18 protein-coding genes are annotated in these 16,288 nt (G+C 39.6%); 5 read left to right on the top strand and 13 right to left on the bottom strand.

Annotated features, from left to right (window positions below):
* Positions 1–69: 69 nt before the first annotated feature.
* Entirely contained in the window at positions 70–669 is a 600-nt protein-coding gene (gene fliJ, locus CH361_RS13885; protein WP_100791411.1) for a flagellar export protein FliJ, read from the top strand.
* Complete coding sequence (locus CH361_RS13880; RefSeq protein ID WP_100791410.1) at positions 669–1,319, top strand: periplasmic-type flagellar collar protein FlbB; 651 nt, start codon at positions 669–671, stop codon at positions 1,317–1,319. The genes fliJ and CH361_RS13880 overlap by 1 nt, the downstream gene beginning before the upstream one ends.
* Here CH361_RS13880 and CH361_RS13875 read toward each other — a convergent pair.
* The 9 genes from CH361_RS13875 to flhF all read right to left on the bottom strand — a co-directional run bounded on the left by CH361_RS13875 (position 1,316) and on the right by flhF (position 9,080).
* On the bottom strand, positions 1,316–1,888 hold the full coding sequence (locus CH361_RS13875; protein WP_100791409.1) for a guanylate kinase: 573 nt from the start codon (positions 1,886–1,888) through the stop codon (positions 1,316–1,318). The two genes, CH361_RS13880 and CH361_RS13875, sit on opposite strands and share 4 nt — an antisense overlap.
* Positions 1,885–2,169 carry a DUF370 domain-containing protein gene (locus CH361_RS13870; RefSeq protein WP_100791408.1) on the bottom strand — a complete coding sequence of 95 codons (285 nt, stop codon included), beginning with the start codon at positions 2,167–2,169 and terminating at the stop codon, positions 1,885–1,887. The genes CH361_RS13875 and CH361_RS13870 overlap by 4 nt, the downstream gene beginning before the upstream one ends.
* Before the next feature lie 12 nt (positions 2,170–2,181).
* Positions 2,182–3,057, bottom strand: a complete 876-nt coding sequence (locus tag CH361_RS13865; protein ID WP_100791407.1) for a hypothetical protein — start codon at positions 3,055–3,057, stop codon at positions 2,182–2,184.
* Between the two features lie 47 nt (positions 3,058–3,104).
* Positions 3,105–3,395, bottom strand: coding sequence for a hypothetical protein (locus CH361_RS13860; RefSeq protein WP_100791406.1), 291 nt, complete (start codon positions 3,393–3,395; stop codon positions 3,105–3,107).
* Between the two features lie 11 nt (positions 3,396–3,406).
* A complete protein-coding gene (locus CH361_RS13855) occupies positions 3,407–5,398 on the bottom strand; it encodes a FapA family protein (RefSeq protein ID WP_100791405.1) in 1,992 nt (663 codons plus the stop codon).
* 6 nt (positions 5,399–5,404) lie between these two features.
* A complete protein-coding gene (gene whiG / locus CH361_RS13850; RefSeq protein ID WP_012387953.1) occupies positions 5,405–6,205 on the bottom strand; it encodes an RNA polymerase sigma factor WhiG in 801 nt (266 codons plus the stop codon).
* Positions 6,206–6,307: 102 nt separating this feature from the next.
* Positions 6,308–6,781, bottom strand: a complete 474-nt coding sequence (locus CH361_RS13845) for a hypothetical protein (protein ID WP_100791404.1) — start codon at positions 6,779–6,781, stop codon at positions 6,308–6,310.
* Positions 6,782–7,705 (bottom strand): MinD/ParA family protein, encoded by a 924-nt coding sequence (locus tag CH361_RS13840; RefSeq protein WP_100791403.1) that lies wholly within the window; start codon positions 7,703–7,705, stop codon positions 6,782–6,784.
* Positions 7,706–7,739: 34 nt separating this feature from the next.
* Positions 7,740–9,080: a flagellar biosynthesis GTPase FlhF gene (gene flhF, locus CH361_RS13835; protein ID WP_100791402.1), complete on the bottom strand. Its 1,341-nt coding sequence runs from the start codon at positions 9,078–9,080 to the stop codon at positions 7,740–7,742.
* A 414-nt stretch (positions 9,081–9,494) separates the two neighbouring features.
* Here flhF and mnmC2 point away from each other — a divergent pair, with 414 nt between their 5' ends.
* Positions 9,495–10,238: a tRNA (5-methylaminomethyl-2-thiouridine)(34)-methyltransferase MnmC2 gene (gene mnmC2 / locus CH361_RS13830; RefSeq protein ID WP_100791401.1), complete on the top strand. Its 744-nt coding sequence runs from the start codon at positions 9,495–9,497 to the stop codon at positions 10,236–10,238.
* Between the two features lie 7 nt (positions 10,239–10,245).
* Positions 10,246–11,439, top strand: coding sequence for an FAD-dependent 5-carboxymethylaminomethyl-2-thiouridine(34) oxidoreductase MnmC1 (mnmC1, locus tag CH361_RS13825; protein ID WP_100791400.1), 1,194 nt, complete (start codon positions 10,246–10,248; stop codon positions 11,437–11,439).
* Here mnmC1 and lpxK read toward each other — a convergent pair.
* Together lpxK and hisE are read right to left on the bottom strand one after the other, a co-directional pair.
* On the bottom strand, positions 11,387–12,466 hold the full coding sequence (gene lpxK, locus CH361_RS13820; protein WP_100791399.1) for a tetraacyldisaccharide 4'-kinase: 1,080 nt from the start codon (positions 12,464–12,466) through the stop codon (positions 11,387–11,389). The genes mnmC1 and lpxK overlap by 53 nt on opposite strands.
* A gap of 27 nt (positions 12,467–12,493) precedes the next feature.
* Positions 12,494–12,772, bottom strand: coding sequence for a phosphoribosyl-ATP diphosphatase (gene hisE / locus CH361_RS13815; protein WP_002989187.1), 279 nt, complete (start codon positions 12,770–12,772; stop codon positions 12,494–12,496).
* A 98-nt stretch (positions 12,773–12,870) separates the two neighbouring features.
* Here hisE and CH361_RS13810 point away from each other — a divergent pair, with 98 nt between their 5' ends.
* A complete protein-coding gene (locus CH361_RS13810; protein ID WP_100791398.1) occupies positions 12,871–13,692 on the top strand; it encodes a thioredoxin family protein in 822 nt (273 codons plus the stop codon).
* Positions 13,693–13,734: 42 nt separating this feature from the next.
* On the opposite strand, the gene CH361_RS13805 is transcribed toward CH361_RS13810, so the two are convergent.
* Complete coding sequence (locus CH361_RS13805) at positions 13,735–15,039, bottom strand: UDP-glucose dehydrogenase family protein (RefSeq protein ID WP_100791397.1); 1,305 nt, start codon at positions 15,037–15,039, stop codon at positions 13,735–13,737.
* Between the two features lie 45 nt (positions 15,040–15,084).
* On the bottom strand, positions 15,085–16,284 hold the full coding sequence (locus tag CH361_RS13800) for an ABC transporter ATP-binding protein (protein WP_100791396.1): 1,200 nt from the start codon (positions 16,282–16,284) through the stop codon (positions 15,085–15,087).
* Positions 16,285–16,288 lie beyond the last annotated feature (4 nt).

The following is a 16,288-nucleotide window of genomic DNA, read 5'->3' as shown; positions in this document are numbered from 1 at the left end:
ACTCATTTTTTTAAAAATACGAGTAAAAAAGAGTACAAAAATTATTTAGAACCGAAGAAATAGACAGCTATGAAACGATTTCGTTTTAGTTTGGAGACAGTCCTCAAATTACGAGGCCGAAGAGAAGAAGAAGAAATTCGTCGACTCTCCCAAGTTGTCTCAAAACTGAATTCTCTCATTGGGGAAAAAGATTCCAATGAACGAGAAATCGAATCTTCCTACGAAGCCATCCTCGCCTCCTCAAAGGTGGGAACGAGTTTATCCGATTACCTTTCCATCGAACAATACATCCAAGGCCTCATGCGGCGCAATGAAGAGTTAGACGAACGAATTTTGACACAAAATGAAGAAGTCAATGTAGTTCGTAAAGATGTAATGGTTGCTCGAATGAATAAAAAGGTAATCGAAGTTTTAAAAGACAAACGATTTGCTGAATGGAAGAAAAAACGAAACCGAGCAGAACGGAGAGAGGTTGAAGAATTTAATCTTCAGCTAAGCAAACAATCATTATTCGATTCGACAGAAAGTTATAGGCCTTCTAAATCTAAAAAGATTCCAAGAACTTTTAAAATTCTCAACCGCGAGGATGGGGGTGACGAACTCACGTCCGACTTCAAAACTCTCCGTGATTTTTATGAAAAATTCTACCTAGGACAAGGCAAATCATAATGGCAAGTGTAACCGATAGCACAAGATCCTTCTTTTTAATCGTTCTCATCTTTTTTCTCATCGCGATCGGTTTTTTTGTTTTTGATTACTTTCAAGTCATCAATGCAGAAGACTATTTACCCTTTCTCAAAAAACAAGCAGGCCTCGTAAACCAAGATCTACTTTCTCCAACCGAATTAGAAAAATTAGAAATGGAAAAAGCAAAAGAGAGACTGATTGCTGACCGCGAAGAACTCGAACAAATGAAACGAGAGTTGGAAGAAAAATCTTCCTCTTTACATGCAGACAAAGAACGTCTAGAGGAGCTACGAGAAGGAATCCAACGTAAAGAAAAAGAAATGGCGGACAAATTAAAAAAAGACAATGCCCGCGCCGAGAAAGTAAAAGTGCTCGCAAACAAAGTTGCCAATATGCCACCCGAATCGGCAAGAGATATGCTCATCAATTGGCCAGACTACGACATCATCGAAGTTTTCGAACAAATGGATAGAGATGCAGAAGAAGAAGGAAGACAAACCATCACCACTTACCTACTCACATTATTCCCTGCAGAAAGAAGGTCTGTAATCTCTAACAAATGGTTAGATGCGGGCGCGAAGAACGTTCCTAATTATGGGAAAAGTATTGATGAAGACAATGACGAACCTTAGAAAGGTTTGTTTTTGGTTCCAGATAAAATAGATTTCACTTCACGAATGGCATCATCTAACTTATCATTCACGACTACATAATCAAAACTAGACGCCTCGTCGAGTTCCCTAACTCCATTTTCGATTCGTCGTTCAATACTAGTTTTAGAATCCGTACCACGCCGAATCAATCTCTCAATCCAAATCTCCCTGCTCGGTGGTTCTATAAATATGGTCACTGATTCTGGTCGCAGGGCCTTCACCGACTTGGCTCCTTGGACGTCCAAATCAAGAAGAGCCACTCGGTTTTCCTGAATTGCTTTTAAAATGGGGGTTTTGGGAGTTCCGTAATAATTTCCATGTACTTCGGCCCATTCATAGAATTCACCTTCAGCTATTCTTTTTTTGAATTCGGGAACAGAGAGAAAATAGTAGGTTTTTCCTTCTACATCACCTGGCCTAGGATCTCTCGTGGTGCATGAGATAGAAAAATAGAATTCAGGAAACTCTTCTGTGAGGGCTGCGATGATAGTAGACTTACCACCCCCGGCAACAGAAGAAAGAATGTATAAATTAGGGCTAACTTTCAATCTTCTGATTCCTCCTCTCCTTCGCCAATATGATTGTCACCGGACTCTAAACGTTTGGATAAACTTTCAGGTCGGATTGCTGAGAGGAGGATGTGACCAGAATCTAAAACAAGAACTGATCTTGTTTTACGTCCACCGGTTGCATCAATCAACCGGTTCTCCGATTTGGCCTCAGAACGAAGTCGTTTGGCTCCAGCAGAATCTGCTTGGAGGATCGTAAGGATTTTCGATACAAATACTACATTAGAAAAACCTACATTGAGTATCGGGAACGAAGACATGAAAACATATTTTTAGATTCTTCTAGATCGATCAAGTCGAATCGTTTCAATTAAATGAATTTCATGAATACCGATATTCATTGCTTCTGAAATTTCCTCATGTTTGTATCCTTTTTTGATGAGATGCACTACTTTATCAATCTTCGTTGCCGATGCGGTGAGTTCTTCCAAAGCCGATTCAATGGAAAGATCCACTTTGTCCAAACTCATTTTTTGGTAGGAAGCAAAGGCTGGATCATTTGCTTTTGATACTTCGTTTAGAAATTCTCTTTTTTTGGGGCCATCCACCAGTTCATTCCGAATTAAATCTGTCGGTTTTTCTTCGGCAAAAGGGTTTCCACCAACCGTATAATTCATCTTAGGTTGAAATGTTGGCACTTCTAAATTGTCCATTGCTTCTGCCGAAGGAGAATTGATAGCATCCATTCCAAAGATTCCCTTAACTGCTTTTCCCAATTTACCAAAGGCTTGGTTCACAGCACCTTCTGTTGTTTCCACTTCGTCACTTGGAACAGGGATTTGGTTTGCTTGGTAAATTTTACCAATACCCGTTCTTTGTTCTTTGATATCAAGAACTGGTTCTTCTTCCTTAACTAAATCAGGAACTAACTCTGATTTCATAGAAAGTCCAGAAGATTGGTAATGTTTAAATTCTTTTACCAGAGCCTCTCCTTTTTCCATCATCGAACGAAGAGCAACCATTTTGGATTCAATCACAGCAACGGTTGCATCCAGTTCCCGGATGGTTTCCGCCGTTGCCATATCAATCGCACGGTTTAATTTTTTATCGTAATATTCTCCGACAGCTTTTTGGACTTTGGCTGAGATGAATACATACATCATCCCACAAAATAATAAATTGATTAAAACGAGAGAAAAGAGTTCCATGTCGCTCTCCTACAGAACATTTCCAACAACATTCCGAAGTGAGTGCTTTAAGCTTTTAAATCAAAACGAGATCCTCTTTCGAAACTAGGGCGATCATAAATGACTCCCTCTTTCGAATAAGCATAAACCGAATTTTCTTTATCTTGTTTCGGTTTAGCCGCCGAACTTTGATTACCCGACTTTGCTTCGGGAACCGTTTGTGCTCGGTTTTGGGTTTGGATCACAACCTTTTGCAATTCCACCACCTGGTTTTGATGGGTGAAGGGATTTTCGGCCTGGGCCCTACGTGCAAAATCGTAGTGGTGGGCAAGACTCGCAAAGTTTTCGTTGAGAATCATAGAAAGCCCTCCTAATTCTTAGACTTACCACGCCCTCTCTTTTTTCTCCAGTCATTTTTCTGTTCGTCTGGATCTTCGTATGGCATACTGCGGACCTGGGCCTCTTCTTCGTAAAAAGTCTTAGCTTTGGTCTCGTGGCGGAGTTTGAACTCAGCATTGCGAATGCGAATGGTAACACCCGGGAAAATGGTCTTCTCGACCGAAATACGGCCACTGGCAGCCTGTTCATCCATATACTCGGTAAGGGTTTGGATGTCCTTCCCTGCTTCTGCAATTCGCTTTTCGAGTTTTTTGGTCCCAGCTTCTAATTTCTGCAAATGAGCATCCTGTTCAGAAGTAAAACTGGCCGGATCAGCATCTTTTCTTGCCTTGAGCGTGCGCATAGTTTTTGTCAGTTGGTCCAGTTTGTCCTGGTTCTCTTTTCGTTTCTCTTCGTATTCCTGGATCTGTTTGAGAATCTTTGGATTGTTACCAACGATGAGATCGGTTTGTGGGTTAGCTTGTGATCCGATGATTTTTGCAGAAACGAGTTGGGCCGCTTGGATGGTTCCGCCCACGATTTGGCCCCGCTTTCCTTTACAGGAAATTTTTCCCCCGGCCATCAAATGCGAATGTAGAATTCCTTCTTGGACAATGATATCCTTTTCCGTGATGCAAGTGGCGTTCTGGATGAACTTGGCGACAATGTTTCCGCCTGTAGATTCGACGCGAGCCTCTTCCCTTCCCGTCACCCCTTGGCGGACAATGATATCCCCATCCGCTTCAACGATCGCCTTTTGGACGGTTCCATAAATTTCAATATTACCGGCAGCTTTTACCGAATAATTATCCTCTACGTTTCCTGTAATGATGATGGATCCAAGGAAGGTAACATTTCCTGTTCGGACACCCACGTCTCCATTGATTCGGTAAACTGTTTCGACAGAGAGCCTTCCGGCTGCATACAACACCTGACCGTTGACTTCTGCTGTCAGACGCATTTTATCTTCCGATAAAATAGTACCTTTCCCTTGTTTGAGTTCGGTATCCAAACCATCTTTAGCAGGTAATACCATCCCAAATAAGTTACGTCCGAACTTTCCTTTTTCGGCGGGAAGTTTTTCGGCTAACAGTTGTCCCACGACAACGTTTTCAATCATATCTAAGTCTTTGTAGTCAACACGACCAGACTGATCTTCCTTGAAATTAATTTTCTTTTCCGTGCGAACATAGTATTTGATTTCAGCATTTTTCCCATTCACAGGGAAATCACCTTCCGCACCAATAAATGGTTTGTTGTGAATGTCATCTTCCAAGGATTTACGAATTTCATCTTCTTTCAGACCATGGGCCACACCCATCCCTTTGAGGGCGGCCACTATATCAGAAACTTCTAAATCACGACCACCTGGTCTTGCAGGGAACACGGTCACAAAAGCCCGCATATTCTCTTGCGCAATTTCTACGTTGCAACTCGAGTCATTTCCTGCTTTCGGTTTTTGATTGGAGATAAGGACTGGTTCTCCTTTCTTCTCTTTAATTATTTTGTTAATGAGGTTTTGATCTACACCCGCAACACCACGAAAGGAAAGTTTTTTAGAAACGTCTGCCATGGACATGGCAAGGCCTTCCCCACTCGGAGGATAAATGGTAACAAAAACACCAGTTCTATAAATTTTAACAGTGACCCGACCGTCTTTATTTTTAGGAGTAACTAGTTCTTTTAGTTCTTTTGAAACTAATTTACCACTACCGCCAGTTAGGTGTTCATCAAGAAGACTGAGTTCATCCAATAATAAATCATCGGGAATGATGGAAGCACGGATATGATAGGGTTCCGAGAAAAAGAGAGATTTTTTCCCTCTTTTTAAAACAGTATAATCAATTTCATGAACCTTACGGCCCAAATGTGCTGAAGCAATTGCCAGACACTCTTCTATGGTATCGGCAATGACTTCCACTTGTTCTTTTTCCTTACGATCGAACTCTTTCAGTTCCTCTGTAAGAAATTCAGTGAGTGACATTTCTAATTACCTTTTTTGGATCGCGGATTTTACTTTGGAGAGTTTACTACGAAGTCTTGCGACTGCTTTTGTATGAAGTTGCGAAATCCTAGATTCCGTAACTTCCAAAACCTCACCAATTTCTTTGAGTGTGAGGTCTTCATAATAATAAAGTACGATAACTTTCTTTTCTTTTTCTGGTAATGACTGGATGGCTTCTACGATTACGTTTTTGATTTCTTCTTTTTCGATGATATTGTCTGGGTTCATATTCATCGGAGATTCCAAAGTTTCCATAAAGGAAACTTCATCGTTCTCATCACCGAGAAACCAAATATCATTTAAAGATACTAGAGAGGTTCCAGAAAGTTTTGCGAGTAGCGAATTGTATTCTTCCATAGAGACGCCGAGTTCTTTCGCGATCTCTTCATCATCTACTTTTTTGCCTTCCTTGTTCTCAAGCATGGCAATGATGTTTTCTAACTGTTTTGCTTTTTGACGGATGGACCGTGGGATCCAGTCCACACTTCTAAGTTCGTCAAAAATTGATCCCCGAATCCGGGTCATGGCATAAGTTTTAAATTTAATTTCGCGAGAAGGATCGAATTTCTCAATGGCGTCTAACAGACCGAAAACGCCATAACTGACGAGATCTTCAAACTCAACATTTTGAGGCATACCAATTGCAATTCGCCCTGCCACATGTTTGACGAGAGGTGAATATTTTTCAACAAGGTAACTTCGGATCTCCGCATCCTTTTTGACGCGGTATTGTTTCCAAAGATCTGTCTCATCAAACTGATTGTATTTGTCTAGCAATCTTGACATAGGGAACCGAGGTACGGAATCTCTTTACTTTATAGAAAAAATCGTAAAGAAAGAGAAATTACAAGAGGATTTTTTCTTATGTCCTCTAAAAACAGTAATTTTTCAGCCGTCTTGGGGATCATCCTTAGCCATCATGGTACGAATGGCCTCTGCCATGAGTTTTGGCTCGTTTTTGATCGCAATTTTATCCACAATGATATGATCTCCGAATTTTCCAGATTTCGCCATAGCAAGTTTGGCATCCATTGCGGCATCCCCGACCGGTTGAACACCAAAGTCGTCAGATCCCGTAGACTCAGACCGAAAAGAGTCCATACTTCCATGGTCCTGGTCAAGATCTTCCGCATGGCTTTCCCCACCAAATCCACCAATAGAAAATACAGATAAGAACTCTAAAAACTCAGGGACTTTCTTTTGTAATACAGTAAAAACTCCAAATCCCAAACCGCCGAAAGCAAATGTGGAAATGAGAGAGACAAAAAAGATATAACCAAGGCGGTTTCCCACAAGGAAACCACAGATAGAACTAATGATTGCTCCTAGGATCGCAAATCCTAGTATGAATCCTATCTGCACTTAGTTGTCTTCCTCCATCTTCTCATCCATTTCCTTCTCTTTGAAGTCTACGAAGCTAAAGAATTTTTTGAAGAAACCGGTAAGACCTTCTTCATCATCATATCCACCTTCTGTTTGTAAGAGGGTATGAGTGACACGAGTGAGACAAGCTGCGGCTTTCGAGCGAGGAGCCCCGATGATAAATGGTTTTTGTTCCCGAATCGACTTCTCGACCTCTTCATCTTGGAAAATAAACCCCAAATTTTCTACCTGGACTTCTAAAAATTGACCAGAGATATCAATGACTCGGTCTGCTACTTTTTTCCCTTCAATGGCAGAACGCACTCGGTTGACGATGATTTTGAGATTTTTGTCTTTGGATTGGGAGACAATGGATTTGATCAGACCATAAGAATCCGTAATCGAAGTAGGTTCTGGTGTTGTGACCACTACCACTTCATCAGCAGGCATCACAAGACCAATGACATTGGCAGAGATCCCAGCACCTGTATCAATGATCATCACATCATATCGATCTAGCTCCGCAAATCCTTTGATTAGATTGTTTCTTTGTGTTTCATTGAGATTGGCAAGTTGAGAGTACCCAGAAGCTCCTGCGATGATGTCCACACCTTCAGGAGTAGAGATGACGATATCTTTGAGAGATTTGTGGCCTTTCACCACATGGTATAAATTATATTTCGGAATGATCCCAAGAAGAACGTTTACGTTCGCAAGACCTAAGTCACCATCAAAGATTAAAACTTTGAGTCCCGTCTTTGCAATAGAGATAGCAAGATTAACGGATACAGTACTTTTGCCCACACCACCTTTGCCAGAAGCCACAGCGATGATTTTGGTTTTTTTGACTGCATCCTGGGGTTGAACAAGTTTTAATCCAGTACCAGTTTCAGTGAGCTTTCTAAGATTTGCAGCTTGGTCCATCGTTACCCCTAGGTCGTAAGGATAACGAAGTTGGTTACACGGTCTTTTCGAAGACCTCCCCCGCTATCCCTTTCAATTTTTCCGGAAAAATCACACATTCGGCAAGAAGTTTTTTCGAGGCATTTAGGATATCAAAAGGAACATCCTGCCCCACACTTAAGAATGCGAATTCCCTGTGAATAGTATCGGCCAATTCCACTACAGAACCTAAAAATTCTGCTTCATCTAGCTTCGTTAATAAAATTCTTTTGTATCCGACCGTCTCATACGCGTTTGCAACTGCGAGTGCATTGTCTTTTGATACAGTGGAGGAAAGCACTAAGACTGTTTCGATATAATCCTTTTCCCCAAATACTTGGTAGAATTCCTGAAGTTTTTCCAGGTTTTCGGACTTTCTGTGTGAATAACCAGCCGTATCTACCAAAATGAGTTCGGATCCATCTCGAAGAATGGTCTCCTTCCATTTTCTCAAATCTTTGGCCGCATAAAAAGGAAGGCCCATTGCATCCGCATAAAACTTCAACTGGTCAATCGCAGCAATTCGGTAATTGTCCGTTGTGTAAAGGGAAACTTTTTTCCCCATGTGCAAACTGTACTTAGCTGCCAATTTCGCAATGGATGTCGTTTTCCCGGATCCAGTTGGACCCACAAAGAAAATTACCTTTCGTTTTCCGCGAGGGGTTCCACTAAAAAGATCAGAGTCAATTTGAATCCTTTCTTCTAAATAAGCCACTGCCTTATCCGTAACATTGGCATAACGAGTGAGATCCACAGCAGACAATCTACGTTCGAGAGCGACTGCCATTTCTTCTAAAAACCCAGAAGACATACCTTCGTTTAACAAACGATCGATGATTTTTTGGATATGAGGATGTCTTTCTGGAACCTGTGGTTTGGCTACTTGCGGAACTTCCAGAAAGGATTCTTTTGCTTCGGCAAGAGAAAGGCCGACTGGTCTTTCATCTAGAGCTTCGATTTCATAGACAGCGGGGTTCTGTCTGCGACGACGCTCCGAAAAAGGACGAACCGCATCGATATTTTTTTTGCGAACGGAGAGATTCCCTCCTCCCACCGCAGATTGGTTTTTGGATCCAATTTCGACTAAGCCTGACTCAGGAAGGGAATCTGTTCTTTGTTTTTGTTTGATGAGTTCTTTGAGATCTTTTAACTTACGTTCAATTCTCTCTTTGGAATTTTGTTTTTCGGGAACACCCACATCGATTTCATACATCCTTTGAGCCATAAGTCCCGTTCCAAAGAGTCCACCTTCCGTGATCACTCTTTGGTCATAGAGATGTGCCTCTGGACCGTATTTCATCTTCATCTGCATGATGCAGTCTTGTAAGTCTTTACCTCGGATTTTTACAAAATCCATAGAATCGCCCCCGAACCTGGGAAAAATATGAAGAGTACCCTCAATTTGGAAAGTCTTTTTTATGAGACATAATAAATTCAAGGAGGATCGGTGGGTGTTGGATATAGAGGGAGTATTCATGGAAGCGATATGGATCGGGATGAATGGGAAATTGGGTGAGTCACTTACTTTGGTAAGTGAGTTAACTTAGGGATTGGCTTACTTTGGAAACGGGGTTTCGAAAGTGAGGGGATCCATTTGGTAAACGAGTTTCGTTGGAAAGTCGGTTTCGAAAGAAAGATGATTACAAAGGAAAGCGAATTATCATGGAAACCAGATGCAAAAGGTAAGTGACTTACTTTTTACACCAAGTCGGCTTCGAGATTCGGTTTCCAAGTGAAGTGAGGGCTAGAAACTGGGAAATAGTTTTCATCTATGGAAAAAAGACCTTCAGATCACTCGGATAAGAATATTGAATTCAAAGAGGGTGTCCCTGTTTCTCTTTTATTTGATGATGTATATTTTTCAAAACAAGGTGGCTGGGAAGAATCGAATTATGTTTTTTTTAACGGAAACGAAATTGAATCCAAGATTAAAGATGATGACCAGACTGTATTTCGGATTGGTGAACTAGGATTTGGATCAGGACTGAATTTGTTTGTGGCTTTGGAAAATTGGACGTCCTTACAAAACCCAAAATCGATGGAATTTATCAGTTTGGAAGGTTATCCTTTAGCTGCAGAGATCTTATTTACATTAAATCAAAGTTATCCGGACAAAAACCTCTGGTTTCCAGAACTAATTCATTCTTATGAATCTGCCAAAGATATTTGGGAAAATGACAACACAAAAAACACCTGGACTTATGTTTGGCACCACAAAACTAACGGCGCACAGTTTTCATTAAAAGTATATTTTGGTGACATCCAAATTTGCCTTCCGAGTTTTCCTATCATTCATGCTTGGTATTTTGATGGATTTTCTCCAGGAAAAAATCCTGATATGTGGTCCCAAGATACCTTAAACCTTGTACGTCAAAAATCCATATCGGGCACAAGTTTTGCAACCTTCTCCTCTGCTGGTTTTTTACGAAGAAGTCTCACCGAACTTGGATTCCTAGTAGAAAAGAAAAAAGGGTTTGGTCGAAAACGAGAGATGATTTCTGGTTTTCTGAAGTAATGAAAAAATGAGCATTCAAGAAAAAACTGCGTTGGTTGTGGGAGCAGGAATTGCAGGTGCGAGCATTTGCCTTGCATTAAAAAAAAGAAACATCAAAACCATTTTAATTGATTCTGATATGGGGCCAGCCCTTCATGCAAGCGGGAATCCTATTGGTGTAGTATATCCTTTCCTCACCAAACACAAAACAGCTGAATCCGAATTCTCCTTAAATGCTTTTTTATATTTTTTATCTATCTGGGAGAAGTTTCAATTACAAGATTTAGTTCCTCATGCCAATGGAATTTACTTTCTGATGGATACTGAATCATCTTACGATCGGTACTCTCATGCAATCAGTTCTCATCAAATTGTAGAACAAGTAGCGAAAGAAGAAATGGAACCGATCTCTGGTGCAAAAGCCCTCTTTTTTCCGAATGGAAAATCCGTATCTCCCGTTAAACTTACAAAAGAAATCGTATCATTAACCAATGCTGAAACAAAATACAATTGTCAGTTACTAACATGGGAAGAGTCAGATAAAGATTCCAAAATTCTATGTAAAACTTCCCAAGGGGAGATTCAATGCGATTACCTTTTCCTTAGCCAAGGGTACCAATTTTCAGATGATCCCAAATCAAATTGGTTACCGTTAAAGAAAGTACGTGGACAAATCTTAAAAATTCCAGAACAAAGTCCAACAAATTCATTTGGTATTCTGTACGGTGACTACCTAACCGCACCCATCCAAGGCCATCAAGTTTTAGGTGCAACCTTTGATGAATTCAAACTGGAACCAGAACCAAGACCTGAAGAATCGGAATCCATGTGGAAGGATTTATCCGAAAGATTGCCAAAATTATTTTCTGAATGGGAGCCATTAAACCCTCGTTTGCTGCAAACTAGAGTGAGTTACAGAACCCAATCCCAAGATCGTCATCCCATTGTTGGAAAATTACCCAACCTATCTAAGATGGATTTATCAGTAAAATACCAAAATTCATTAAGGAAAGATGGAAAAAAAATTAAAATTCCTTACTTTGAAAGAGTGGGAATACTCAATGGACTTGGATCACGTGGACTAACCCACTCTTTATATGCTGCCGAAATTTTGGTTTCATCGGTCCTGGAAGAAGAAAGTCCTGTATCAGAAAAAATTCTGAAATCTCTCAAACCAGACCGTTTTTTACTTCGTATGTGGAAACGAGACCAGCTAACATAGATTTTATCCCATGATCCTCATGAACAGATACCTGAATCACAAGTAAGAGTACCTTCACGTTTTTCTCTTTTAGTTCTTTTAAAAAAACAGTATTAGTTTTCATTTTAATCCAATCTTTCTCGGTGGTTACCAATATCTCATCGTCTAGGATTTCATTGAGTAGAGATAACAAGGTAGGTTCAGTAAATTCAAAATGATCAGGGAAAAATTTTGTTCGAATGTTTTCTGATAACAAACTAGATTTTGCAGTTTCATAAACATGTTTTGGATTCCCTACACCTGTCACTAAAAAGTATTTCGAATCTAATTTTGACTGAAAAGGTTTCGTGGCTAAGTTAGAATCAAATTTAACTTCCAACACAGAAGATTTGAATTCAGAATCAAAAACGGGAATAGATACTTCTAATTTCTGCAATGTTTTTTTGTATCGGACTAAATTTTCCCTATTTCTAGGAGTTAACTTTGTAAATACAATCGCACTTGCTCTTTTGATATGACTCACTGGTTCTCTTAAAAAACCCAATGGGATCGTAAACCCATTTCCAAACGGTGAATTTGTATCCAATAAAACAAAATCAAAGTCACGATATAGGGCTTTGTGTTGGAACCCATCATCTAAAATCACAATATGTTTTTTGGATCGAATCTGATTGTATAAAAGAAAAGATTTTTTTCTATCCCGACCAATCATTACCTGTATGTCAGAGAACATTTCTTTGTGTTGGCTTGGTTCATCACCAAATGATTTTGGATCCAAACCATCCGGTAAGATTGCACCTTCCCTACTTTTTTCTGCCTTATAACCACGAGATAAGATTGTGATTGCATAACTAGGATAAACTTTCTGAAAAAACCTAACAAGATACTGAACAAATGGAGTTTTGCCAGTTCCCCCTACTGTGAGATTTCCAACGCTAATGACTAAAACATCAGGAAGACGAAACGATGATATCCTTCGCTGTTGCCACCAAAACAAAAAGCGGTACAACAAACTCAAAGGGGAAAGGAAATACAGAAGTATCTTCATTTAAGTTTCCAATGGGAAACAATTAGTTTAGCTGTGGCGTTTTTCCAATTCTTTTGCGATGGTAGATAAACTAATTCCTTTCTCCACCATTAGAACTTCCAGATGGAATACCAAATCTGCAATTTCGTGAATGAGTTCTTTTTCATTGGGGTTTTTTGCAGCAATGATCACTTCGCCTGCTTCTTCGCCAATTTTTTTAAGGATACGGTCAACACCATCACGGAAGAGCTCGGCAGTATAAGATTTTTCAGGCAATTCTTCCTTACGTTTGCGGAGTAGTTCTTCCAATTTCAGTAAAAATTCCATATTTTGACCTTCTCTCGACCATAGAAACCAGCCAATCCATTTCGAAAAAGCGAAAATTGACTATTCAAACGAAGGGAAAAACATTAAGATTCAAGGAGATGGTTCGTAAGATTCTTCCAATTTGTTTCCTTCTACTTTCCACTTCCTTATTTTCCGAATCCCCATGGGGAAGTTCGATCCAAAAGGGATTCGAAACCGCAAAACAGGACAAAAAATTTATCATTGTAGATGTATTTGCTGATTGGTGCACTTATTGTTTGGTTTTAGAAAAAGAAATTTTTCCCGATCCGGAAGTAAACAAGGTTTTGGATAGCTTCGTAAAGGTTCGGTTAGATGGTGAAGAATTTCCTAACTTACGAAAAAAATACAATATTGAAGGGTATCCAACCATCCTATTTCTGGATGGGGATGGAAACTATGTAACAAAAATCGCAGGTCTTGCCACAAAAGAAGACATTTTAGGAGTCACAAGAAGGATTCTCCAAGAACCAAATATAGAATCTTACCTTAAAACAGAACTTAGGCGAAATGTAAATAGCCCAGACATTCATTTTCGATTAGGATTATTATATTTTCAAAATAAAGAATTTGAAAAAGCAGAAATTCAATTTACCGAGACGGTTCAAAAATCCAAAACTTTACCAGTACTCAAAGAAAATGCTCAGTTTAACTTAAACTTGGTAAAATCCATCCATGGACCAAAAGAGTCTGCCGTAAAAGCGTGGAAAGAATTTCTAGAAACTTATCCAACCTCAAACCGCAAAACAACCGCTAAACTTTACTATGGATTAACCCTAAAAGATTCCGGTGAATCAAAACTAGCAAAGTCAATACTTACAGAAATCAAACCACAACTAACTTCCGATTCAGATAAATCAATGTGCAACGAAGCTTTGTCCGAAATTGAAAGAGGGTTTTAGTCCAACAGAAATTTCATCTCTGTTAGACTAAGTAACAATCGTTTATCTATTTCCGATAGAATAGTAAGTAAAACCTAACTCATTCATGAGAGTTGGTTTGTATTGATTTCTTCCATCAAAAACAAGTGGGCTTTTTAGTAGGCTCTTAATTTTATTAAAATCAGGTTCTCTGAATTCGCGCCACTCCGTCAAAAGTAACATCGCATCAGCCCCTTGGAGAGCCGAATAAGCATCCTTTTTGTATTCTACCTTTCCATCAAAATAATATTTAGAAGTTTCCATAGAAGCTGGATCAAAAACTTGAATTTTTGCTCCGTTTTTATGCAGTTCATAAATGAGAGGAATCGATGGAGCTTCACGCATATCATCTGTTCCTGGTTTGAAAGATAATCCCCAAATACCAAAAGTTTTCCCTTTCATATCCGTTGACTTAAAGTGTTCAAAAATTTTATCTGTTAGGCGAGTTTTTTGTTTTTCATTTACATCTTCGACAGATTGAATGATATGCATCGGAGCTTTTACTTCTTCAGCGGTGCGAAGAAGAGCTCTTACATCTTTTGGGAAACAAGATCCACCGTAACCAATTCCTGCATACAAAAACTGACGCCCAATCCTAGAATCAGTTCCCATCCCTTTTCTCACATCATCATAGTTGGCACCAACCGCATCACAGAGGTTAGCAATTTCATTGACGAAAGAAATTTTAGTAGCGAGAAAAGCGTTACATGCATATTTTGTGAGCTCAGCAGAACGAATGCTCATGGTAATGATTGGGTTCCCGTTCAGTACAAAAGGGGAATACAACTCGCTCATTTTTTTAGCAGCATTTTCAGACTCAGCACCAATCACAACACGCTCAGGTCGCATAAAGTCTTCAATCGCAGCACCTTCTTTTAAAAACTCAGGGTTAGAAACAACATCAAACGGGTGTTTTGTGTTTTTAGCAACAATTGCTTTTACTTGGTCTGCGGTTCCCACGGGAACTGTAGATTTATCGACGATGATTTTATAGCCGTTCATTGTTTTACCGACCTCTTCGGCCACGGCAAAAACAAATCGCAAATCAGCAGACCCATTATCAGAAGTCGGAGTTCCTACTGCAATAAAAACAAACTCAGAAGATTCCACACCTTCTTTTAGCGAAGTGGAAAACAAGAGTCTTCCCTCTTTGTGATTCCTTTCCACAAGTTCGGATAACCCTGGTTCATAGATGGGGATGATCCCTTTTTTAAGATCGTTTATTTTTTTTTCGTCTTTATCAATACAAATAACTTCATTGCCATATTCAGCAAAACAGGTCCCTGCAACAAGGCCTACATATCCGGTTCCGACCACACAAACTTTCATAGGATTTCCAGAATTTAATTTTTTCCTTTAAAGGAAACCGTTTTTCTAGTCTGATTTGGGAAGGAACTGAATGGAAAATTCAGTGGGTAAATAAGAAAGCCCAACAAATTTCTCAATTTTCCCTCTCTCTACCTCAAAATCCAAAACAGATTCTCCCCAAAAGTAACTTCCCTCGATATGAGATTCACCCTTGTGGATGGAAACTCCCAAACTGTATTTTCCTTCCCCAAACTGGATAGGGAATTGGAATTCCACTACCGAACGTTCTGGTCCATTCAAGGTTAGGTTAGGTTTTCCCAGATGGTGGGAATTGGTTCCGAAAATTCGAATCCCCTTTTCGCTATCAATATGAAAACCAATGGTTCCCTCTGTAATGGGTCGAATCGTTTGGAACTCGATCCGAAGAGTGGCTTTTTCCCCAAGAAAATGATGGCGAGTATCCAAACCTTTTGGATTTTTCAGAAAAATTTGGATGTCCTTTATCGTTTCAGAATTATGTGCAGTTGAAGTCTCTGATCCGCCAGCTAACACATACATATATTCTTCAATGGCATCTTTAGGATTTCCATCAAATAAGATACTTCCCTTGTTTAAGAGGATCACTCTTGTGCAAAAATAAGAAATGAGACCAAGATCATGGCTCACAACTAAAATGCAGGATCCAAGGTTTGAAAATTCCTTAATTCTTTTTAAACATTTTTGTTGAAAACTAGCATCCCCAACTGCCAAAGCTTCATCCACAATGAGGATGTCTGGTCGTTTCGCAGTGGCCAAACTAAAACCAAGTCGCATTGCCATCCCGGAACTATAATTCTTTAAAGGAGTCTTTCGAAACTCATTCAACTCCGCAAATTCAAAAATGGAGTCTGTTAGTTCTTTGATTTCGGACGGTTTGTAACCCCAAACAAGTCCATTGTAATAAACATTCTCTTCTCCAGAAAGTTCGGGATTAAATCCAACACTTAATTCAAGAAGGGCACGAACGGATCCATTAACAAAAAGATTTCCTTTGTCTTTTCGAATCACACCCGTAATCAATTTTAAAAGTGTGGATTTTCCGGCTCCGTTTCTACCAATGATTCCTAAAATTTCACCAGGATCTACTCGAAAACTTAATGATCGTAAAGCGGTAAAATTTGAATCGATACCAAAATATCCAAAACTAAGGCCAGCAAGGATTCTTTTCCAAGGTTTTGAAAATCCATGGTAATCTTTAGAAAGATTTTCTAAAACAACAGAAATCATTGGA

The sequence above is a fragment of the Leptospira brenneri genome (genome assembly GCF_002812125.1).
GTDB classification, from domain to species: Bacteria; Spirochaetota; Leptospiria; order Leptospirales; family Leptospiraceae; genus Leptospira_A; species Leptospira_A brenneri.
Note: the sequence above shows the minus strand (reverse complement) of the source record. Positions and strands in the feature narration are given on the sequence as shown.

Excerpts from the sequence above, each read along its gene's own strand:
- fliJ (WP_100791411.1), top strand. The coding sequence starts at position 70 with ATGAAACGATTTCGTTTTAGTTTGGAGACAGTCCTCAAATTACGAGGC.
- CH361_RS13880 (WP_100791410.1), top strand. The coding sequence starts at position 669 with ATGGCAAGTGTAACCGATAGCACAAGATCCTTCTTTTTAATCGTTCTC.
- CH361_RS13870 (WP_100791408.1), bottom strand. The coding sequence starts at position 2,169 with ATGTCTTCGTTCCCGATACTCAATGTAGGTTTTTCTAATGTAGTATTT.
- CH361_RS13865 (WP_100791407.1), bottom strand. The coding sequence starts at position 3,057 with ATGGAACTCTTTTCTCTCGTTTTAATCAATTTATTATTTTGTGGGATG.
- CH361_RS13860 (WP_100791406.1), bottom strand. The coding sequence starts at position 3,395 with ATGATTCTCAACGAAAACTTTGCGAGTCTTGCCCACCACTACGATTTT.
- CH361_RS13855 (WP_100791405.1), bottom strand. The coding sequence starts at position 5,398 with ATGTCACTCACTGAATTTCTTACAGAGGAACTGAAAGAGTTCGATCGT.
- whiG (WP_012387953.1), bottom strand. The coding sequence starts at position 6,205 with ATGTCAAGATTGCTAGACAAATACAATCAGTTTGATGAGACAGATCTT.
- CH361_RS13840 (WP_100791403.1), bottom strand. The coding sequence starts at position 7,705 with ATGGACCAAGCTGCAAATCTTAGAAAGCTCACTGAAACTGGTACTGGA.
- flhF (WP_100791402.1), bottom strand. The coding sequence starts at position 9,080 with ATGGATTTTGTAAAAATCCGAGGTAAAGACTTACAAGACTGCATCATG.
- mnmC2 (WP_100791401.1), top strand. The coding sequence starts at position 9,495 with ATGGAAAAAAGACCTTCAGATCACTCGGATAAGAATATTGAATTCAAA.
- mnmC1 (WP_100791400.1), top strand. The coding sequence starts at position 10,246 with ATGAGCATTCAAGAAAAAACTGCGTTGGTTGTGGGAGCAGGAATTGCA.
- lpxK (WP_100791399.1), bottom strand. The coding sequence starts at position 12,466 with ATGAAGATACTTCTGTATTTCCTTTCCCCTTTGAGTTTGTTGTACCGC.
- hisE (WP_002989187.1), bottom strand. The coding sequence starts at position 12,772 with ATGGAATTTTTACTGAAATTGGAAGAACTACTCCGCAAACGTAAGGAA.
- CH361_RS13810 (WP_100791398.1), top strand. The coding sequence starts at position 12,871 with ATGGTTCGTAAGATTCTTCCAATTTGTTTCCTTCTACTTTCCACTTCC.
- CH361_RS13805 (WP_100791397.1), bottom strand. The coding sequence starts at position 15,039 with ATGAAAGTTTGTGTGGTCGGAACCGGATATGTAGGCCTTGTTGCAGGG.
- CH361_RS13800 (WP_100791396.1), bottom strand. The coding sequence starts at position 16,284 with ATGATTTCTGTTGTTTTAGAAAATCTTTCTAAAGATTACCATGGATTT.